We start from the raw sequence: 21,137 nt of genomic DNA, 5'->3' as shown, positions 1-21,137 counted from the left end.
AGGGTTGGTCTGAGCAAGCTCATGTTCTAGTGAAAGCTATTAAAAAATGTGCTCCGGTTGAAATTTACGTTAATTTTTGGTGATGACAACCAAATAAGGTCTGGTTTCTATAGAGTTGCGTCTATAGATCTATTGAAGTTTTTTTACTTCAAAGGAAGATTTTATAGTTTTTGTAGCTATAAAATGGAAGTCTCAATTTAGCAGTAGCAAATCCCTTTTAGATTTTAAAAGGTTGGTGGGGTGAGATGCCGTAATTTGTATTTGCCGAAGTGATGGGGAAATGTTCGACGGAAGTTGATTTTTACTTTACTTACTTTGTTTGCCTTTCTATAGGGCAAACTCTGTTCCAAAGCAAAAATTCTCTGGAAGTTTGCCATAAAATAAATCAAAATTTCATTTTTAAATTAAAATAATAAAATTTTAAATAATAAAAAATTATATAACCTTATACAACACTATTTAACTTTTTTAAGAAAGGTCTATTAAAAAATGACAAAAATAAATATATATAAAGAAATTATCAAGCAAGTAGATGAAAAATTATCAAAATCAAGAGTTAGAAATCCAGAAGCTAGAGAGTGCTTGGCAGAAAATCTTTGTTATGATTTAACAAAAAAATATATTCAAAAAAATAAATTAGATTTAGATATTATAAAGACTTCAGGGGAAGTTTTAGATAAATATTATAATTTAGAAAGGAATAATTAAATGCCTGTATTAAAAAACATTATTTCTCTATTTAATTCAAAAATGCTAACACTAGAAATACTTAATGTTGAAAATAATAAACTTGTAATCAATTTTTTCATTCCTATTTCTCTCCTTTTTAATTTAAATTCAAAACAAAAAAAGCAACCACTTTTTAGTAATTGCTTTTAAAACTCCATATTAAAAAACTCATATTAAATAAAAGTATTTTAATATGCAGTTCTTTGTTTTGTTAAAATTATTATAACATTAAAAATTTTTAAATTAAAAACTAATTTGAAATAAATATTTTTTATATATTATTTAATCATAAAAACCGTTAATATTTTTATTATATACTTCATTTACAGCTTCTATATAACATATATAAGAAGGATGATTAAAATCGTTTCTTTTTAAATATAAATTCTTCTTATCTAAATAAGTTTGACGTAAAATTTCTCAACACCCATCTTTCTTTAATTTTTTAATCTTATTTTTTATTTTTTCTAACGATCTTGTAGCTGTATTTCATTCTCAATTATCATAATTAGTATTTCCTGTTTTTTTATGTATTAATCTAGAAACAGTCCCATCATCTCATTCAATAATTATTCCTAAATCTATACTGAAATAAGGTTTATTTTTATAATCTAACTTTATATTTTTAACAGTTAACGAAGATGTTGAATCTTTACAATCTTGTAATCCATTTTTATTTAATACTTTATTGAAAGTTTTTTTTATTTTTTCTTTGATTTCTTTTGGTTTATAATTGCCATCTTTACAATGTAAAATCTCAATATTATAATCAAAATCTATATCACCACTTCCATTTTGAGTTATTAAATTTTTAGCGCCACTCCCAATTTTACAAAATTTAGTATTTATTGAGTAGTCATCTTTAAGTGTTTCTACTAATTCTGAAATAATTTTACTACAAAAAGATTTAGACTCTTTTAAAAACTTTGTATCATCTACAAATTTATACATATTCTTTTACCACCTTTCTTATGATTGTCTATTTTTTTATATATTAAATAACAATCATATTATTATATATTATTTTTTTAAAAAATATAAATGATATTATTAAGAAAAATAGAAAGAAAATAATTAATATGAAAATTATCTATAAAAAAGAAATAAAGCTTAAAGCTTTAAAAGAATTAAAATATAATAATTTTAAAAATATTAGTGAAAAAATGAATATAAATATTAACACTTTAAAGAGTTGATATTATAAAAATAAGAAAGAAGAATTTTTATTTTCTAATCATAAAAAAGATTCTGAGCAATTAATAATAAAAACATCACAATTAATAAATAAAATAAAGCTAATTTTCAATAAAAATAAAGCTAATAGTATTTTATCTATTGAAAAAATAAGAAAAAAACATAATTTATCTTTAAAAATAATTTTAATCGAACTAAATATTTCAAAATCAAATTATTATTATAGACTTAATAATTTCAAAAGAAAGAAAGAAAGAAATAGAAGAAAGAAAAATTCATGAAGTGATTTTAATCTATGATATTTTCAAAGAATCTAGAAAACAATTTGGTTATAGAAGAATTAAATCTGAATTATTCAAAAAACATAATATACTAATGAATTTTAAAAAAATTATAAAATTAATGAAATCATTTAGTATGATTGTAGGTTATTTAAATAGAAGACAAAGGAAAAATAAGCATTTAGTAGGTAAAAATAGATTTAATGTCCCAGATTTAATAAAAAGGGGATTTAATAAAATTAAAAATAGATTTATTATATAAGATGTGTTTCAACTTTCTGGTAATGTTTCATAAAGTTGATCTAATGTAGTTGAATCTTTTTTTCTTTTTGCAATTTTTTCTAATTTAGAATTTCCAGCACATGAAACTGTTGCAAGAGATGCACTTGAAACTACTAAACTTAATGCTAGTAATCCTTATAAACCTTTTCTTGAATTAAATTTTGATTTCATAAATTTTTTCTTCTTTTTAAATTATCTATGTGTTTTTGGATCTAATGAGTCAGCTAAAACTTTACCCATTAAATAAAATAATAATGATACTCCACCAACAAACACTAGTGGCACTATTAATAAGTGTGGATTAACTTGCCATGATGAATCTGATAAGACTTCATTTAAATTGATCCTAATGATGCTTTTGTTCTATCATCTGGTGAGATGAAACCAAATCCTAAGTATGCTAATGATGAATCAATAGCAATTGCTTCTGGAATTGCAAAAGCACATGTTTGAATTACGATTGGTAAAATTTTTGGCATGATGTTTTTTCAAATAATTTTTGGTCCTTTTGAACCAAAAATTTGAGATGCAACATTATATTATGTATTTTTAGTTAAAGCAATTTGTGTTCTAACTAAACTAGCTAAACCAATTCAACTAGTTATAGATATTGCAAACATAACTAGACCAATCGTCTTAGCTCCAACTATAAAAATTATTACAAGCCATAAAATCAATGCGGGAATTAAAGAAATAAATCTAGTTAATTCAATAAAAAATAAATCATATTCTGAATAATATCCTCATATTGCACCAATTATAATTCCGATTGTAACTTGAATAACAAATTTTGCTGCTGCAAATATAATTGTTGTTCTTGAACCTATTTATACTTTATTTCACATATCTTCACCAGTCTTGCCAGCACCAAATCAGTGTTTTCAAAAAGGTGCTTGTGGTGTTGTAGGTGGTGATCCAGGTATAACAGCGGGTTCACCTACTGCGATTGTAAACGACATAATAAGAAAGACTACAATTAATATAAAGATTATAAGAAATGTTGGATTTGTAAATGCTTTTTAAAATACTGTATTTTAATATTTATAAGGTTTTGAATAAATATGTTTAGCTTCTTCGTTGTTTGCACCAACAACTTCAAATAATGATTTATCTATTTCATATTTTTCTAAAATATTTAAATTATCCATATTAACCTTCTTTTCTACGCCAACTTAACCCTTTGATCTAATATAGCTAATAATAAATCTCCTGCTAAGATACTTACGATGCTAGCAAAAGCTGATAATACAACAACACCCATGATTAAGAAAATGTATGATGCACTTATGGAACTTATAACAACATTACTCATTCCTTGAATGTTTCATGTTCTTTTAATTAAAAGACTTGATCCGAAGACAGATGCAATAAAGACTGCAGGTATACTTCTTACCATCCTAATAAATGAATTTCTAAATACGTGTACAAAGAATATATATTTTTCACCTAATCCTTTTGATAGGGCAAATTTTCTATAATCAGATGTCATTTCATGAACAACAAATCTTCTTGTTATAATAATGATTCCTGGAGTTATAAATAATAATAAATCAATTACAGGAAAGATTTTTGTACCAATTTTACCAAGTTGTCATTGAGTACTTGCACCCATTTTTAATGAGAATTCATATAATATTTTTATTAAAACTAATGCTGGTAAAGCAATAATAACTAAGGTTAGACCATTTATTAAACCATCTTGTTGTTTGTCTTTTTTGATAGCAGCAAATATTCCTAGTGGTATTCCTATTAAGTAGGCAAGTATTTTTGCAACTGTGCCAACAATAAAGGAAACTCCCATTGTTGAAGAGAAAACTTCAGTTACCGGTGATCTTACCGCTTTGATATTTCCACTAAGTATTAAACTTAAATAAAACATTTTTGTAACAGGTGTTGAAACTATTTCTCCTGTTTCAGTTAAAGTTGGGTTTGTTTGAATAATTTTAGGAATAAATGGACTAATGTTTCTTAGATATATCAGTATTTAGTGTAATAATGTACCATCAACTCCAAGTATTTTCTTTCTTGTAGCTAAAATCTGGTTATATTTGGCATCACCAACTTGAATACCTAATTTAGCAAATATTCCACTAATATCCATCAAGTATGTTTCATCTTTTACAATAAAACTGATCATACAATAAATTACTATTACTGCTGCATACATTGTTATTAAAGCAAAGAAGATTCTTTTAATAGAATAAAATAGTAATGGGTATCTTTTCTTAAATTCATAAAATATTTCAAGTAAATTGTTCATGTAGAACTTTGATTTAACAAAAATATTTTTTCTTTTTTTTGATGAAGTAACCGTTTCACTAACGCTTTCTATTAGTTCTTCAATACCTAATTTCTCTTTCTTTACCACAATTTACAACACTTCCTTTTTGATAAAATACAAATTTAAATATAAAAAAATAGTTTACCCCTAAACATATTTTTAAAATTTGTATTAAATTGTGAATATTTTATACCTAAAAAATATTCTAATTTAATATCCTGCAGCCTGTTTAATGCGCATTTTATTAAAATTAAAATTTTTAAAAAAACACTTGGTTATTAAACAAAGTTTTGAGTGAATCTAAGTATCTCATAGGCTACTACTTATCTTAAGTAGGTATTAGCAAAAAAATACTTAAGATGTGTAAAAAAGTTAATTTTTTGTAAATTTTTGTCAAAAAATAGAAATTTTTGTACTTTTTTAATAAGATTTTATAATACTTTAAGGGTTTTTTAACTTTTAAAAATACTAAAATATATGATTAAGTAGCAATAAATATATAAATAATTGAATAAGTTATTAAATAATCTATAAACTGACAAAAAAAATCTACCTTGCGGTAAGTTTTTTATTATTTTAATTAAGCAACTGTGATTTCACGAATATCTTTGTTTCTTACAACTAAGATTTTTGATCCAGCTTTTGCTCCTCATAATTTTGCAATTTTTGAGATTTCTGCATTGTTTTCTTCTAATTCTAATAAGTTTGGAGTTTTGTTCATAAAAATTGAGTGTCATACACCAAATGCAGTTCATAATCTTTCTGATTCACTTACTCCTAAAATTGTTACATTAGGTCTAAATTTTGAAATAGTTTTTAATAATGCTCCAGTTCTTGATAAAACAACAGCAAATTCGTATTGTCCATCACGAGTTCTTTCAGCTAAGTCCATTGCAATATCTGCACGTGGACCACTTGTAGTTTTTTTAGCATTTTCTAATTGAGTTTGGTAATATGCTTTTTTGTAGAATTCGATTTCAGCACGTTTGTTAATTGTAGCCATAGTATTTACAGTAATAAATGGGTAATCTCCAGCTGCTGATTCACCAGATAACATAGTAGCATCTGCTCCTAATTCAGTTGCAAAGTAAACGTCAGTTACTTCAGCTCTTGTAGGTGCTGGGTTTTCTGTCATTGTTTCTAACATTTGAGTAGCAACAATAACAACTTTACCAGCTTCACGACATTTTCTGATAATTATTTTTTCTCAGTATGGTACATCATAGTAAGGAATTTCTAATCCTAAGTCTCCACGAGCGATCATGATTCCATCTGATGCTTCAATAATAGCGTCAATGTTATCAATTCCAACTTGTGATTCAATTTTTGAAATAATTTGAATATCTGCTCCATTAGCTTCTGCTAAAATTTCACGGATTTCTTTTACGTTTTCTGCTGTATTAACAAATGATGCAGCAATGTAGTCAACACCTTGTTCAACTCCATATTTAATATCATTTACATCTTTTTCAGCTAAGAATGGCATTGAGAAATCAACACCTGGTAAGTTAACACGTTTGTTTATTTTAACTAAGTGGTTGTTGAAAGCAACTGCTTTAACAATTCCTGGTTTAATTTCTTCAACAGTCATTTCTAATTTACCATCGTCAATTAAAATTGTATCTCCAATTTTTAAATCAACTGACATATCATAAGTAACAGTCATTTCTCCTGATAAACATTCTTTATTTTTAAATGAATCAGCATCTGTGTAAATTGTTATTGGTTGGTTAGCGTGGAATTCTTGTTTTCCATCTATAAATTTTCCAACACGAATTTCAGGTCCTTTTGTATCTAATAAAATAGAAATTGGTTTCCCTAATTCTTTTCTAATTTTTTTAGCTCCTTCAATTCTGTAACCTTGTTCAGCATAATCACCATGTGAAAAGTTTAAACGAATTGTTGTCATACCATTTTCAAACATTTTTTTAATTTGTGCTGGTTCATTTGTTGATGGACCAGTTGTAGTAATAATTTTAGTACGTTTTACACGTGCTTGTAATTCTTTCTTGTTCATTCTTTTTTTCTCCTATGTACATTTTCAATATATATTTTAAATTATTTTTTTCTTATTTTGATATTTTTGCGTTCAATAATCTTATTTTGTCAATAAATTCAGTTTTATCTGCTTTTGGCATATTTAATGTAGATTCAATATCTCTAGCAACTAATTTGTTGTCGCTTAGTCCAATATATAATCCACCTTTACCTTCAACAAGTTTATCAACCGCATAAATTGCAGCAGTAAATGCTAAGTAACGATCCATTCCAGTTGGACGTCCACCTCTTTGAATATGCCCTAAAATTGTCGTTCTTGTTTCATATCCACTCGCTTGTTCAACTTTTTTAGCTAACTCATGTGCATCAAGTTGTTTTTCACTTATTAAGATAATTAAGCTTCTGTGTTTTGCATCAGCAAATTTTTTAGCTTGTTCACAAATTTGTTCAACTGTTAATTTACTTTCACTTGGTGAAAATATTTCTGCTTGAGTTGCGATAGCTGCATAAGTTACTAAATCTCCACAACCATTCCCCATTACTTCAATAACAGCAGCACGATTATGTGATTGCATAGTATCACGCACTTTTTCAACTGCTTCAATAACTGTATTTAATGCTGTATCAAATCCGATTGTGTAATCACTTGAAACAATATCATTATCAATTGTTCCAGGTAAACCAATACAGTTGATTCCCATTTCAGTTAATCTTTGTGCTCCCATGTAACTTCCGTCTCCACCGATCACAACAAGTGCTTCAATTTCATGTGCTTTTAATTGCTCAACAGCTTTTAGTCTTACGCTTTCTTCTTTAAATTCTGGTAATCTAGCTGAACCTAAAACAGTTCCACCTTTTGAAATAATTTCTAAAGCAAATTTAGAATCTAATTTTTCAAATCATCCATTGATTAAACCCTTATATCCATCTCTTACACCACAAACTTCAATCCCTTGTGCTTCAGCTGCTTTAACAACTCCAGCAATGGCATTATTCATTCCAGGTGCATCTCCTCCTGAAGTTAAAACTCCAATTTTTTTCATATTATCCCTTCTTTCATAAAAATAAGAATACTTACTTATTATACTAAAAGTCAATTTTAATTGCTCTATTGTTTTACTAGAAAACACGAAATAAATAAATAAAAAACCAACATAGTTGGTTCAAATTATTTTACATGTAAATATGTTGCTTCTTTTTCAAGTGTTTTCATATCTTCTTTAATTTTAGAGATTTTTTCATTTGCATAATTAGTGATCCTGAACTTAAGAAGTTTGTTCTAAATCCTCCAGGTTTAATACTTGAAACTGTAATTCCTAATGGTTTTAATTCATGACTAATTGATTCTGTTTATCCATCAGTTGCAAACTTAACTGCTGCATAAGTACTATTGTATAGCACTCCTGTGTATCTTCAAATTGATGAAGTTGTGAAAATATGTCTATGCTTTTGTTTACGCATGATTGGTAAAACTGACAAGTTACATTTAAAGTTCCAAAGAAGTTAACTTCGAAACAATCTCTTATTTGTTGATCAGTTGATTCTTCAAATGTTCATAATTGTTCATAACCTGCGTTGTATAATAAGATATCAATTTCCCCAAATTTTTTAACTGTTTGGTTAACTGCATCATTAATTTCTTCTTTATTTGATAGATCAACTTTAACTGCTAATAAATTATCATTAGCGCCTAGTTCATCAATTAATTTTTGTGAATTTCGAGTTATTACAGTTACTTGATGTCCTTGTTCTAATAGTTTTCTGGTAATTGTTAGACCAAATCCTTGACTATCTCCAGTTATAAATCATACTTTATTTTTTATTCTTAAATCTCCTTTTTAATAACATAGTTTAATTGTAAAACATTATAGTTGCTATAAGGCAAGAGTTTTTATTTTATTTTTTCTTTTATTATTTTTGCAAAGTTTACTGGGTTTCATTCGTCTGTAACATTTTGATCAAATACCATTTTATAATGTTCTTCTTTTGTTGTTAAAATCTTTAATTCATTTTGCATTTCTTTAATTTTATTATTTAAAGCATTTTTTTTGATTTTTAATAATTTGTAATCTTTGAGTTACAGTAGAATCACCTTCCATACATAAATTAATTTATTCTTTGATATTCTTAATTTCCATTCCAGCAGTTCTCAGTAAAAAGACAATTTTAAATCATTGCAAATTTTCAAATGTTACATAACGATAATAATTTTTTTCTCCTTCAAAAAAAGGAAATAATTCTTTAGCGTCATAAAATCTAATTGTTTGTTTTGAAACATCAAATATTTTTGCTATTTCTTTAATTCCTAATTTTTCTTTATTCATGTTTAAAAGTTACTTGTTTTTAAGATTACGTAGTCAACACTTTTAATTGCTTTTAGTGTTTTACCACCAGCATAAGAAATAGATGATTGTAAATCTTCTTCCATTTCTTGATATGTTTCCATTAACTTACCACGTACTTGAATAAGTTCTTTTTTTCCCTCTACATATCTTTTTTCACCTTTGTTATATTCACTAGCACTTCCATAGTACTCTTTAAATAAAACATTATCAATTGTTACATTATTACCTGGTGATTCTTCGTGAGCGGCAAACAAACTACCGATCATACACATAGTTGCTCCAAATCTAATTGATTTAGCAATGTCTCCATTAACTCTTAAACCACCATCTGCAATAATTGGTTTTGTTGCAGCTTTACTACATCATTTAATAGCACCAAGCTGTCAACCACCTGTTCCAAATCCTGTTTTAAGTTTTGTAATACAAACTTTACCTGGCCCTACACCAACTTTAGTGGCATCAGCTCCTCAATATTCTAAGTCTCTTACAGCTTGAGGTGTTGCAACATTTCCTGCAATAATAAAAGTTTTATCATTCATGTGATTTCTAATATGTGCAATCATTTTTTTAACACTATTTGCATGTCCATGTGCAATATCAATTGTGATATAGTCTGGTATTAAATCTAATTTTGTTAATTCTTCAATTAATTTATAGTCTTGTGGTTTAACCCCAACACTAATTGATGTTATCAAGTTTTGACTTTTCATTTTTTTAATGAAAGCAACTGCATCAAAATTAAATCTATGCATAACATAAAAATAATTACCCTTTGCTAACATTTCACTTATCTCTTCATTTATAACTGTTGCCATATTTGCTGGCACCACTGGCATTTTAAAAGTATGTTTACCTAAAGTTACAAATGTGTTACATTCACTTCTTGAATTTACCACACACATATTAGGTATAAGTTGAATATCTTCGTAATCAAAAGCGTACATTTATTTTCTCCCTTATTTTATATTTTATATAGTGATTATAATATTAAAAATGAAATAAGGGTAGACCTTATTTCATTGTATTATTTTATTTTTTATTTATAATTTTTTCATTAATGTATCTAGCTACTCCATCTTGGTAGTTTGAATATTCAGTTATATCATATGCATTTTCTTTTAGTTCATGTAATCCATTTTGCATAGCTACTCCATAATCAACAGCAGCAATTAGAGCAAAATCATTATAACTATCACCAAAACCATATGTTTCATATTGTCCTGTATTATTTAAATATTTGTTAATAACTTCAACTGCATAACCTTTGTCAACATCTTTTGGTGCAATACTAATAACTCTATTATGATAGTTATCAATTCTATATTCTTTGCCATAATTTTTTTTGATTTGATTGAAGTGTTCTAAATAAGTATCAAGATCTGTACCTTTTTTAGTTACGATAGTAATACTTACAATATCTTCAATAATTTCAATTGAATTTCTAACAACTTTAAATTCTTGTTCCATAATTTCTGCTCATTTTTTAGTGTTTTCTGATTCACCAAAAGAATAAACAATGTTTTCAGAAGTAAAGTTTACTTTACATTCTTTTTCTTCGTCTGCTTCAGTGAAATATAAATCAAATATTTCAGCAATCATTTCTTTATTAATAGTTTTATTTAAAATAAATTGATCTTTTTTAAAATCAAATATTTGAGCTCCGTTGTTTCCTGCAACGATACCTCCAAGTTGATCAATTTTTAATTGTTTTGCAATTGTTCTTAAGTTTTTTAATGTTCTTGCTGTAACTGGAATTAAATAATTAGCACTTTCATAAATTTCTTTTACTGTGTTAATTGTATAGTCTGAAAACTTGTAATCATCAAATAATAATGTGCCATCACAATCACTAAATGCTATAAATTTCTTCATTTTTTCACCTTTCTGATTTTTCTTGTTTAATTGATTTTATCAAATAAACAAGAAAAAGAATTCTTTAAAATTCTTTTCATTTTATATTTACTAACTATTTTAATTTTATAACTTCATCAAACATTTGATTTTTAATATCAGAAGTATGTGAAATAAATAAGACTATTAAATCAGGATTTTTTAGAATTAAGTTTTCAATTAACTCAGTATTACTTTTATCTAAACTAGCTGTTGGTTTATCTAAGTAGATAACTTTTTATTTGATAATAAAGATCTACCAATTGCAATTCTTTGAGCTTCACCTTTAGAAATATCTTTACATTTAAATGATAAAGTATTGTTATTTTTAGTTAAAAGTTCTTCTAAATTAACTTGCTTAACGACTTTAAGCACTTTTTTATCAGTTATTGAATTATCAAATAATGTAATATTTTCTTTAAATGTACCTTCAAAAATAGTTGCTTCTTGTTGAACATAATAAATTTGCTCTCATATTTTTTTACGATCAATTTCTAAATAATTTAATTCGTTATTTCATTTTATTTCACCTTGATAATCTAATACAGTACCAAATAAAATTTTCATTAACGTACTTTTACCAGCATCACTACGCCCTGAAATTAAATATTTTTTACTTTTATTAATTTTTAAACTTAAGTTTTTGCATAAAGTGTTTCCATTTATATCCAAACTTAAAATCACTAACTGTTATTGATTTGAATAATTTTATTTTTTTATCATTATGTTTTATTTTTTCATAATTAAATTTATTAAATAAATATTTACTTCCTAATAATCCAAGTAGTGATCCTAATGCACGTTGAGCATTTCCCAATAATTTTCCTGCTAAATGAGTAACAGCAAAAACTAAACCTATTGGTGCAATCCTGTATGAAGTTAATATTACAGTTAATATTAATAATCCAATTTGACAAAAACACCAATTGAATTAATTCCAGTAATTTGTAAATTTTGAAGACTTTTATTTTTTGTTTATAATTTTCTAAATCAGCACTTTTTTCATTAATCATTTGATTAAAAATTTTAGTTTTATTATTATAAAGAAGTTCTCTATAACCTGAAACTGTATCTTCCACTTTTGAAGAAAATTCTTCTTGCTTTGATGATAATTTATTAAAAATTTTAACCATTGATTTATGTAAAAGTGATGTAATAATTAATAAAACAAAAAAGCAAATAATTGTTACTAATTCTGTAATTCAATTTAGTAAAAATATCGCAATAATAGCTAATATTCCTGTTAAGAAAGTTTCAATAAAAGAAAATAAGTTTTCAAAGTTTTTACTTTCTATTTGATTTATATCATTAATTAATCAACTAATAAAATCTCATTATTTTTAGTATCTAAATCTTTTATATCTAAATTAATAATTTTATTTGTAATTTTTGTTCTTAAATATAAATTGAAATTTTTTATTATTTTATTTTTTTTGCTGTGTTTGAAAATAAGAAAAAACAAACAAATTCCAAATGATGCAGCACAAATAGCTATTTCAATAAAAAGCAAATTCATTTTATCACTGTCACAATTAACTACATCAACTGCAGTATTTATTAGATAACTGATAACATAACCAGAAAAAAACTAATCCTGCAGCTGAGATAAATGCTAATATAGAAAATAAAAGAATTCCAAACTTATTTCTTGCATAAACATTTTTAATATTACATGGTTTTTTTCTATTTTAAAAATAATTGTATTAAAAAAATAAAAAAATAACCCTTATAGAGTTATTTTTCTAAAAAACTGGCAGCGTTCTATTTTCTCGCAAGGCAATATTTTCGACGCTGTAGAGCTTAACTTCTGTGTTCGGTATGGGAACAGGTGTGACCTCTACGCTATGACCACCAGATTATTTTTATAAATTGTTCTCTGAAAACTGGATACTAGATGTTATGCATATTCAATTGCTTCTTTTTTCTAAAATTCTCTCGATCTATTAGTAATGGTTAGCTTAATGCCTCGCGACACTTACACATCCATCCTATCAACCTCATAGTCTATAAGGGATCTTACATTCTAAAGAAATGGGAAAATTCATCTTAAAGGAGGCTTCTCGCTTAGATGCCTTCAGCGATTATCCGTTCCACACATAGCTACCCTGCTGTGCCACTGGCGTGACAACAGGAGCACCAGAGGTGTGTCCATTCCGGTCCTCTCGTACTAGGAACAGCTCTCTTCAATTTTCCTACGCCCACAACAGATAGGGACCAAACTGTCTCACGACGTTCTGAACCCAGCTCGCGTACCGCTTTAATGGGCGAACAGCCCAACCCTTGGAACCGACTACAGCTCCAGGATGCGATGAGCCGACATCGAGGTGCCAAACCTCCCCGTCGATGTGAACTCTTGGGGGAGATCAGCCTGTTATCCCCGGGGTAACTTTTATCCGTTGAGCGACGGCCCTTCCACACGGGACCGCCGGATCACTAAATCCTACTTTCGTACCTGTTCGACTTGTAAGTCTCACAGTCAAGCACCCTTCTACTTTTGCGCTCTATGCATGATTTCCAACCATGCTGAGGGTACCTTTGAGCGCCTCCGTTACATTTTAGGAGGCGACCGCCCCAGTCAAACTACCCACCAGACACTGTCCTTAACCCGGATAACGGGTCGAAGTTAGAAATTCAATATAACGAGGGTGGTATTCCAAGGTTGACTCCACTGGCCCTAGCGGTCCAGCTTCAAAGTCTCCCACCTATCCTCTACACCTTATACCAAATTTCAATATCAAGTTATAGTAAAGCTCCACGGGGTCTTTCCGTCTAGTTGCGGGTAACTGGCATCTTCACCAGTACTAAAATTTCACCGAGTCTGCAGCCGAGACAGCGAAGGGATCATTACGCCTTTCGTGCGGGTCAGAACTTACCTGACAAGGAATTTCGCTACCTTAGGACCGTTATAGTTACGGCCGCCGTTCACCGGGGCTTCAATTCGAAGCTTCGCTTGCGCTGACTTCTCCTCTTAACCTTCCGGCACTGGGCAGGCGTCACCCCCTATACTTCGTCTTGCGACTTAGCAGAGAGCTGTGTTTTTGCTAAACAGTTGTCCCTCCCTCTTCACTGCGGCTCAACATAGTTGAGCACTCCTTCTTCCGAAGTTACGGAGTTATTTTGCAGAGTTCCTTAGCTACAGTTATCTCGCTTACCTTAGGATTTTCTCCTTGACCACGTGTGTTCGTTATAGGTACAGGCTACTAGTTATTAAGTTAGAAGCTTTTCTTGGAAGCGTAGGGTCATGTACTTCGTTACTAGGCGAACCGTTCACTCCTCATAACACTTCAGCGTTTAATACAACACGGATTTGCCTATGTTGCCGCCTTTGTGCTTAACCCAGGACATCCATCACCTGGGATACACTACCTTTCTCCGTCACTCCATCACTAACTAGCAGGTACAGGAATATCAACCTGTTGTCCATCGACTACGCCTTTCGGCCTCGCCTTAGGTCCTGACTAACCCTGGGTGGACGAACCTTGCCCAGGAAACCTTGGTCAAACGGTATGAATGATTCTCACATTCAAACGTTACTCATGCCGGCATAATCACTTCTAATCGCTCCACCAGTCCTCACGGTCTGACTTCATCGCAATTAGAACGCTCCCCTACCACTGTATTAAAAATACAATCCGTAGCTTCGGTATTAGGTTTAGCCCCGGTACATTTTCGGCGCAGAATCACTCGACTAGTGAGCTGTTACGCACTCTTTAAATGGTGGCTGCTTCTAAGCCAACATCCTAGCTGTCTGTGCAATTCCACATCCTTACACACTTAACCTAAATTTAGGGACCTTAGCTGACGATCTGGGCTGTTTCCCTCGCGAGCATGGACCTTATCACCCATGTTCTGACTGCCGAGTATCCGACAATGGCATTCGGAGTTTAATTCTATTCAGTACCCCTAGGTGGGGCCATCATAGATTCAGTGCTCTACCTCCATTGTGGTAAACCTCGACGCTATACTTAAATATATTTCGGGGAGAACTAGCTATCTCCGGGTTCGATTGGAATTTCACCGCTAGCCACAAGTCATCCGCGGTCATTTCAACGAACGTCGGTTCGGTCCTCCATTTGGTTTTACCCAAACTTCAACCTGCTCATGGCTAGATCACCCGGTTTCGTGTCTACTGCAACGTACTAAACGCCCTATTAAGGCTCGCTTTCACTACGGCTCCGCATATTCTGCTTAACCTCGCACGATACAGTAACTCGCCGGCTCTTTCTACAAAAAGCACGATATCACCCATTAACGGGCTCTATCTTCTTGTAAGCACATGGTTTCAGGAACTATTTCACTCCCCTCTCGGGGTACTTTTCACCTTTCCCTCACGGTACTGGTTCACTATCGGTAAAATGGGAGTATTTAGGCTTGCCGAGTGGTCTCGGCGGATTCCGACAAAATTTCACGTGTTTCGCCGTACTCAGGATACATCTAAGAGATTAACACATTTCGTATACGGGGGTATCACCCTCTATGCCACTACTTCCCAGTAGTTTCTACTATATGTTGATTTTGTAACTCTAAAAAGATGTCCTACAACCCCAGCCCGTAGACTGGTTTGGCCTCTTCCGCGTTCGCTCGCCGCTACTAACAGAATCATTATTTATTTTCTTTTCCTCTTGGTACTAAGATGTTTCAGTTCCCAAGGTTCCCTTCTCATAAGCTATGTATTCACTTATGGATAATACGAGATTAATCGTATTGGGTTTCCCCATTCGGACATCACCGGATCTAAGCTCACTTCCAGCTCCCCGATGCTTTTCGCAGGTAATCACGTCCTTCTTCGGCTCCATTTTCCAAGGCATTCACCATGTGCCCTTACTATTTTTTAGAAAAAATCTTAAAGCAATTGAAATTGATTCAGTAAAATTATTTTTATGTTTTGTTAAAAATTGTTGATTTATTTAATCTTTTACAATGCTTTTCATCTAATATTCAGTTTTCAAAGAACAATTTTCTTTCAGAGATTATATTTAAATAATCCCTGAAAACTAAATAGAACATATAATAGTCAATCTGTTTTGTTTTTATCTCCATAGAAAGGAGGTGATCCATCCGCACGTTCCCGTACGGATACCTTGTTACGACTTAACCCCAATCGCTAGTCCTACCTTGGGACGCGCCTTCCTTACGGTTAGGAAACGTACTTCTGGTATTACCGACTCTCGTGGTTTGACGGGCGGTGTGTACAAGACCCGAGAACGTATTCACCGCGACATAGCTGATTCGCGATTACTAGTGATTCCGGCTTCATGAAGTCGAGTTGCAGACTTCAATCCGAACTGAGACCGACTTTTTGAGATTAGCTCCCCCTCGCGAGATTGCGACTCTTTGTATCGGCCATTGTAGCACGTGTGTAGCCCAGGACATAAGGGGCATGATGATTTGACGTCATCCCCACCTTCCTCTAGCTTACACTAGCAGTCTCGTTATAGTCCTCAACTTAATGGTAGTAACTAACGACAAGGGTTGCGTTCGTTGCGGGACTTAACCCAACACCTCACGGCACGAACTGACGACAACCATGCACCACCTGTCTCAATGTTAACCTCCACTACATCTCTGTAGCTTTGCACTGGATGTCAAGCCCTGGTAAGGTTCTTCGTGTTGCTTCGAATTAAACCACATGCTCCACCACTTGTGCGGGTCCCCGTCAATTCCTTTGAGTTTCACTCTTGCGAGCATACTACTCAGGCGGAGTACTTAATGCGTTAGCTGCAGCACTGAGGTAATCCCCAATACTTAGTACTCAACGTTTACTGCGTGGACTACTAGGGTATCTAATCCTATTTGCTCCCCACGCTTTCGTGCCTCAGCGTCAATAATCAGCCAGTAAGCCGCTTTCGCCACTGGTGTTCTTCCATATATCTACGCATTTTACCGCTACACATGGAATTCCGCTTACCTCTCTGATATTCTAGTCTCACAGTTTTCAAGGCGAACCGGAGTTGAGCTCCGGGCTTTAACCTCAAACTTGCAAAACCGCCTACGCACCCTATACGCCCAATAAATCCGGATAACGCTTGCCACCTATGTATTACCGCGGCTGCTGGCACATAGTTAGCCGTGGCTTTCTGGTAAGGTACCGTCAAGATAAGAGCATTTCCTCTCCTATTTTTTCTTCCCTTACAACAGAGCTTTACAACCCGAAGGCGGTCATCACTCACGCGGCATTGCTTCATCAGACTTTCGTCCATTGTGAAAAATTCCCTACTGCTGCCTCCCGTAGGAGTCTGGGCCGTATCTCAGTCCCAATGTGGCCGATCAACCTCTCAGTTCGGCTACGTATCATCGCCTAGGTGGGCCATTACCCCGCCTACTAGCTAATACGCCGCATCCTCATCTTCTAGTGATCCAAACGGATCTTTGAATATTTTCTCATGCGATAATAATATCCACATGCGGTATTACCTTTCGTTTCCAAAAGTTATCCCCCGCTAGAAGGTAGATTAGATACGTGTTACTCACCCGTTCGCCACTGAGGTGCAAGCACCTCCGTTCGACTTGCATGTATTAGGCATGCCGCCAGCGTTTATCCTGAGCCAGGATCAAACTCTCATTTTAAATTATTGTTTTGATTCTGACTATTATATTTTTTTGTATATTAAATCTGTACTCAATTTGAAATTGTTACAGGATTGTACAATTGTTGTTCTATTTAGTTTTCAAAGATCATTTGGTGCCAATTTAGGGCACAATAATAAATATACACTTTTTTAATTTTGAAAGCAATCATTTTTTGATAAATTTTTATTTATTTTTAAAAGTGCTTTTTTCGTATATTTTCAAATAAAAAAACTAGCAATTTTTTACACTAGTTTTTGTTCTCATATGGTACGGGATAAGGGACTCGAACCCTTACGTCGAAGACGCTAGATCCTAAGTCTAGTGCGTCTGCCAATTCCGCCAATCCCGCAGATGGTGACTCGCCGGAGGCTCGAACTCCGGACCCACTGGTTAAAAGCCAGTTGCTCTACCGACTGAGCTAGCGAGTCATAAACTTTTGGACAATAAAAATATTATCATTATTTTTTTAATTTATCAATGTAAATAAATATATATTAAGATATTAAGAAAATAAAAATAAAAGCACCAATGGTGCTTCTTTTATAGTTGATAATGGTGCTGACTAGAGGATTTGAACCCCCGACCTACTGATTACAAGTCAGTTGCTCTACCAACTGAGCTAAGTCAGCACAAAAAAAATGGTGGAGTGCAACGGGCTCGAACCGCTGACCGCCTGCTTGTAAGGCAGGAGCTCTCCCAACTGAGCTAGCACTCCAATAATAAATGGTAGCCTGTACGGGGTTCGAACCCGTGTGTCCACGGATGAAAACCGTGTGTGTTAACCGCTTCACCAACAGGCCAAAAGTAATGGCGGCTTTTACAGGACTTGAACCTGTGACAAACCGGTTAACAGCCGGTTGCTCTACCAACTGAGCTAAAAAGCCAAATACAATTTTATTGGTTAATATTAAATTGTTCATTCCTTAAAGGACAATAAAAATCTTATCATATAAAAAATAAGTTGTAAATAAGTTTCTATAATTTTTAATTTTTTTTATTTTTGACACAAAAAAGCACTTATTAAAGAAGTGTTTTAATCTATTTATTAATATGTTTTTCGTATAAATTAAATGTATTTTCCATTAGTGTTATGACAGTCATTGGACCCACTCCACCTGGAACCGGAGTAATGTAACTTGCTTTTGTCTTAACATTTTCAAAATCAACATCTCCAACTAATTTATTAGTATGTGGGTCTCTAATGATCCCAACATCAATAACAATTGCATCTTGTTTAATCATGTCTCCAGTAATAATGAATTGTTTGCCTGTCGCACTAATAATAATATCTGCATTTAAAGTATGCTTTTTAATATCTAATGTATTTTTATTACACATTGTAACTGTCGCTTTTTTATTTAATAACATCATTCCTAATGGTTTACCAACAATATTACTTGTCCCAATTAATGTGATATCTTTATGCTTGATTGCAATATTATATTCTTCTAATAAATTAATAATACCTAATGGTGTACATGGGTAAGTAGTTTCATAACCTTGTAAGATCTTACCTTGATTAATATAATGAAAACCATCAACATCTTTTTGGGGAATAATTGCTTGTAAATAATCTTCTTCAATAAAATCAACTGGTAAAGGTAATTGTAATAAAATTCCATCAGTTTCTTGATTATGATTTAATTCATTAATTTTGTCATATAAAGTTTCTTTTTTAATATCTTCAGCAAATCTTAATAGTTCAGATTCAATTCCGACTTGACTAGCAATTTTAATTTTATGTGAGACATAAACTTCACTAGCAGGATCATTACCGACCATAATAACAACAAGTTTTGGTTTTCTTAAACCTTGATTTTGATATTGTGAAATCTTTAAAGCTAGTTCTTCTTTACGTTTTAAAGCTATTTTTTTACCGTCTAAAATTTTCATAATATCACCTATCCTATCGTTACATCTTCTTCTAAGTATTTAAAGTTAGTTTTCTTTGAAGGTTTAATAAATGCTAATAATGTATTTGAAATCCCTAATTGTCCTAAAAACATACATAGAATAACTAATAATTTAGTCAATACACCAAAATTATACATTTGAACTTGAATAAATGGGTTCATCCCCACGGTTCCATAAGCACTGGTTATTAACGTTAAGATCTGGACAATACTTGCATCACCTTGATTTTGTACTAATTCATTATCAATACTTGGAGTTAAATAAGCATTAGAATCAAAATAAATTAAAATGATAACAATTGCTAAAATAAAGACTGAAATAAAGAATACTGAAAAACTTCTTCTAACTGTTTCTGCTGGGATTACTTTTTTAAATGCACTTGTATAACTTTTATTACGTACAATTGCTCAAGTTGATAATAGAATAATTGCAAAAGTGGTAGTTCGAATTCCTCCAGCTGTTGATGATGGTGCTGAACCAATAAACATTAATGAAGATAAAATAACTTTTGATGAAGCATTAAAATCATTAATTGGAACTGTTGAGAACCCTGCATTTCTACATGCTGTTGTATTAAAGATAATATCCATAGCTACAGCATATCCAGGTTTTGCTCCAGTAATTGTTACATTAATAGGCATTTGAGTTAATTGATCAACTTCATATGTATAGTAATTATAGATTAATGAGTTTGCTTGATTTAAATACTCACTTGCAAATACTAATAAAGGTCCAACAATTGCTAATGATGAATATACTCAGAAGTTTAATTTAGTAAATAAACTCAATCTTACTTTTTGTCCAACTCTTCTTGCTTTAATTTTTCTTTTTATATCATGGAATGTTGGATAACCCAATCCTCCAATAACTCATTCTAACAAGAACACGATTTGAATAGCATATGCTTGGTGTCCTTCAATATTATATGGTTGTAAAGAACTTGTAGATAATAAATCAAAACCAGCATTATTAATTGCACTTGTTGAGTGAAAAATTGCAAATCAAATTGACTTTATGAAATTATGATAAGGTGACACTACATTTAATTCTGTTCCATTTAATGATTGTGTTGCTGGATCAGAAAAGAAGAATAAGAAGAATAAAACTCCCGCAGCTAATAATTGCACAAATGTTAAAAAGATAAATCCATCTTTAATTAATTCAATGGTTGATGACTTAACATCATTACCACGTTCTGATTGCGCAACAATGGTATCATTAAGTGAAATCTTTTTGTTAATTGAAACAAATAAAATAATTTTTAAAGTTAAAACTCCAATTCCACCCATCTCAATTAAGATAAGTAAAATCAATTGCCCTCAAAATGAATAATCATGTGAAGGATCAATAATATTAACCCCAGTATCACTAAAGGCACTTGAAGCAGTAAAGATTCCAGTTAGATAATCTCATCTAAAATCAAACCCATTTAAATCATTATTAATTACTATCCCTGGAATACATAATAGAAATCCACCAAATAAAACGATTATAAAATAGATTAAAAATATTTTTCCTGAAACTTTTGATAGCGGTCATCAAGTTTTTAGTTTATAAAATGCTCTTTGGGGGTCAAATTTATTTTTATGATTATTGTCTTTTTTAATTTTAAGTCAATTAGGTTTCTCAGACTTATTTTTCTTACTAGTCATT

At 31.1% G+C, this 21,137-nt stretch carries 20 protein-coding genes, 6 tRNA genes, 3 rRNA genes and 1 pseudogene; 4 read left to right on the top strand and 26 right to left on the bottom strand.

Annotated features, from left to right (window positions below):
- The first annotated feature begins 489 nt into the window (after window positions 1-489).
- Window positions 490-708 carry a hypothetical protein gene (locus EMELA_RS01050; RefSeq protein WP_028124610.1) on the top strand — a complete coding sequence of 73 codons (219 nt, stop codon included), beginning with the start codon at window positions 490-492 and terminating at the stop codon, window positions 706-708.
- A gap of 303 nt (window positions 709-1,011) precedes the next feature.
- On the opposite strand, the gene EMELA_RS01045 is transcribed toward EMELA_RS01050, so the two are convergent.
- Complete coding sequence (locus tag EMELA_RS01045) at window positions 1,012-1,680, bottom strand: hypothetical protein (protein WP_028124609.1); 669 nt, start codon at window positions 1,678-1,680, stop codon at window positions 1,012-1,014.
- A 128-nt stretch (window positions 1,681-1,808) separates the two neighbouring features.
- On the opposite strand from EMELA_RS01045, the gene EMELA_RS01040 reads away from it, so the two are divergent.
- Window positions 1,809-2,240 (top strand): hypothetical protein, encoded by a 432-nt coding sequence (locus EMELA_RS01040; RefSeq protein WP_028124608.1) that lies wholly within the window; start codon window positions 1,809-1,811, stop codon window positions 2,238-2,240.
- The gene (locus tag EMELA_RS05290; RefSeq protein WP_028124607.1) at window positions 2,206-2,466 is read left to right on the top strand and encodes an IS3 family transposase; all 261 of its coding nucleotides are present in this window, start codon (window positions 2,206-2,208) and stop codon (window positions 2,464-2,466) included. Before EMELA_RS01040 ends, EMELA_RS05290 begins: the two co-directional genes overlap by 35 nt.
- 355 nt (window positions 2,467-2,821) lie before the next feature.
- Here the strand turns inward: EMELA_RS05290 and EMELA_RS04415 are convergent, their stop codons facing one another.
- Entirely contained in the window at window positions 2,822-2,965 is a 144-nt protein-coding gene (locus EMELA_RS04415; RefSeq protein ID WP_156932150.1) for a hypothetical protein, read from the bottom strand.
- Between EMELA_RS04415 and EMELA_RS01030 the strand changes: the two genes are divergently transcribed.
- Window positions 2,964-3,224 (top strand): hypothetical protein, encoded by a 261-nt coding sequence (locus EMELA_RS01030; RefSeq protein ID WP_028124606.1) that lies wholly within the window; start codon window positions 2,964-2,966, stop codon window positions 3,222-3,224. The genes EMELA_RS04415 and EMELA_RS01030 overlap by 2 nt on opposite strands.
- 89 nt (window positions 3,225-3,313) lie before the next feature.
- On the opposite strand, the gene EMELA_RS05175 is transcribed toward EMELA_RS01030, so the two are convergent.
- The 24 genes and pseudogenes from EMELA_RS05175 to EMELA_RS00930 form a co-directional block, all read right to left on the bottom strand.
- The gene (locus tag EMELA_RS05175; protein ID WP_268875453.1) at window positions 3,314-3,445 is read right to left on the bottom strand and encodes a hypothetical protein; all 132 of its coding nucleotides are present in this window, start codon (window positions 3,443-3,445) and stop codon (window positions 3,314-3,316) included.
- Between the two features lie 203 nt (window positions 3,446-3,648).
- The gene (locus tag EMELA_RS01025) at window positions 3,649-4,365 is read right to left on the bottom strand and encodes an ABC transporter permease subunit (RefSeq protein WP_028124605.1); all 717 of its coding nucleotides are present in this window, start codon (window positions 4,363-4,365) and stop codon (window positions 3,649-3,651) included.
- 105 nt (window positions 4,366-4,470) lie between these two features.
- On the bottom strand, window positions 4,471-4,854 hold the full coding sequence (locus EMELA_RS01020; protein WP_028124604.1) for a hypothetical protein: 384 nt from the start codon (window positions 4,852-4,854) through the stop codon (window positions 4,471-4,473).
- Between the two features lie 493 nt (window positions 4,855-5,347).
- The gene (gene pyk, locus EMELA_RS01015) at window positions 5,348-6,784 is read right to left on the bottom strand and encodes a pyruvate kinase (protein WP_028124603.1); all 1,437 of its coding nucleotides are present in this window, start codon (window positions 6,782-6,784) and stop codon (window positions 5,348-5,350) included.
- Between the two features lie 52 nt (window positions 6,785-6,836).
- The gene (gene pfkA, locus EMELA_RS01010) at window positions 6,837-7,808 is read right to left on the bottom strand and encodes a 6-phosphofructokinase (RefSeq protein ID WP_028124602.1); all 972 of its coding nucleotides are present in this window, start codon (window positions 7,806-7,808) and stop codon (window positions 6,837-6,839) included.
- Between the two features lie 307 nt (window positions 7,809-8,115).
- Window positions 8,116-8,244: a hypothetical protein gene (locus EMELA_RS05170; RefSeq protein ID WP_268875452.1), complete on the bottom strand. Its 129-nt coding sequence runs from the start codon at window positions 8,242-8,244 to the stop codon at window positions 8,116-8,118.
- 38 nt (window positions 8,245-8,282) lie between these two features.
- Window positions 8,283-8,519 (bottom strand): annotated as a pseudogene (locus EMELA_RS05285) (SDR family NAD(P)-dependent oxidoreductase); the annotation flags it as partial.
- Between the two features lie 137 nt (window positions 8,520-8,656).
- The gene (locus EMELA_RS05165) at window positions 8,657-8,782 is read right to left on the bottom strand and encodes a hypothetical protein (protein WP_268875451.1); all 126 of its coding nucleotides are present in this window, start codon (window positions 8,780-8,782) and stop codon (window positions 8,657-8,659) included.
- Window positions 8,783-8,876: 94 nt separating this feature from the next.
- Window positions 8,877-9,089 carry a MerR family transcriptional regulator gene (locus tag EMELA_RS04720; RefSeq protein ID WP_028124601.1) on the bottom strand — a complete coding sequence of 71 codons (213 nt, stop codon included), beginning with the start codon at window positions 9,087-9,089 and terminating at the stop codon, window positions 8,877-8,879.
- A 2-nt stretch (window positions 9,090-9,091) separates the two neighbouring features.
- On the bottom strand, window positions 9,092-10,054 hold the full coding sequence (locus EMELA_RS00995; protein ID WP_028124600.1) for a GMP reductase: 963 nt from the start codon (window positions 10,052-10,054) through the stop codon (window positions 9,092-9,094).
- An 85-nt stretch (window positions 10,055-10,139) separates the two neighbouring features.
- The gene (locus EMELA_RS00990; protein ID WP_028124599.1) at window positions 10,140-10,982 is read right to left on the bottom strand and encodes an HAD-IIB family hydrolase; all 843 of its coding nucleotides are present in this window, start codon (window positions 10,980-10,982) and stop codon (window positions 10,140-10,142) included.
- 240 nt (window positions 10,983-11,222) lie between these two features.
- Entirely contained in the window at window positions 11,223-11,672 is a 450-nt protein-coding gene (locus EMELA_RS04715; protein WP_028124598.1) for an ATP-binding cassette domain-containing protein, read from the bottom strand.
- The gene (locus tag EMELA_RS04710; RefSeq protein WP_028124597.1) at window positions 11,623-11,817 is read right to left on the bottom strand and encodes a hypothetical protein; all 195 of its coding nucleotides are present in this window, start codon (window positions 11,815-11,817) and stop codon (window positions 11,623-11,625) included. Before EMELA_RS04710 ends, EMELA_RS04715 begins: the two co-directional genes overlap by 50 nt.
- Window positions 11,818-12,748: 931 nt before the next feature.
- A 5S ribosomal RNA gene (rrf, locus tag EMELA_RS00980) occupies window positions 12,749-12,856 on the bottom strand.
- A 66-nt stretch (window positions 12,857-12,922) separates the two neighbouring features.
- Window positions 12,923-15,835: ribosomal RNA gene (locus EMELA_RS00975) — 23S ribosomal RNA — on the bottom strand.
- 207 nt (window positions 15,836-16,042) lie between these two features.
- Window positions 16,043-17,567, bottom strand: a 16S ribosomal RNA gene (locus EMELA_RS00970).
- Together the 16S, 23S and 5S rRNA genes with 6 tRNA genes alongside form the textbook arrangement of a ribosomal RNA operon.
- Window positions 17,568-17,835: 268 nt before the next feature.
- Window positions 17,836-17,919 (bottom strand) — tRNA-Leu (locus tag EMELA_RS00965).
- 3 nt (window positions 17,920-17,922) lie between these two features.
- Window positions 17,923-17,998 (bottom strand) — tRNA-Lys (locus EMELA_RS00960).
- Between the two features lie 125 nt (window positions 17,999-18,123).
- Window positions 18,124-18,199: transfer RNA gene (locus tag EMELA_RS00955), tRNA-Thr, on the bottom strand.
- Between the two features lie 10 nt (window positions 18,200-18,209).
- Window positions 18,210-18,285 (bottom strand) — tRNA-Val (locus EMELA_RS00950).
- A gap of 9 nt (window positions 18,286-18,294) precedes the next feature.
- Window positions 18,295-18,370 (bottom strand) — tRNA-Glu (locus EMELA_RS00945).
- A gap of 8 nt (window positions 18,371-18,378) precedes the next feature.
- Window positions 18,379-18,454, bottom strand: a tRNA-Asn gene (locus tag EMELA_RS00940).
- Between the two features lie 154 nt (window positions 18,455-18,608).
- Entirely contained in the window at window positions 18,609-19,463 is an 855-nt protein-coding gene (locus EMELA_RS00935; protein WP_028124082.1) for a bifunctional 5,10-methylenetetrahydrofolate dehydrogenase/5,10-methenyltetrahydrofolate cyclohydrolase, read from the bottom strand.
- Between the two features lie 8 nt (window positions 19,464-19,471).
- The gene (locus EMELA_RS00930; protein WP_034971128.1) at window positions 19,472-21,136 is read right to left on the bottom strand and encodes a TrkH family potassium uptake protein; all 1,665 of its coding nucleotides are present in this window, start codon (window positions 21,134-21,136) and stop codon (window positions 19,472-19,474) included.
- Between the last annotated feature and the right edge of the window lies 1 nt (window position 21,137).

The organism is Mesoplasma melaleucae (assembly GCF_002804105.1).
Taxonomy (GTDB): domain Bacteria; phylum Bacillota_I; class Bacilli_A; order Mycoplasmatales; family Mycoplasmataceae; genus Mesoplasma; species Mesoplasma melaleucae.
This window is presented reverse-complemented; position numbering and strand designations above follow the sequence as displayed.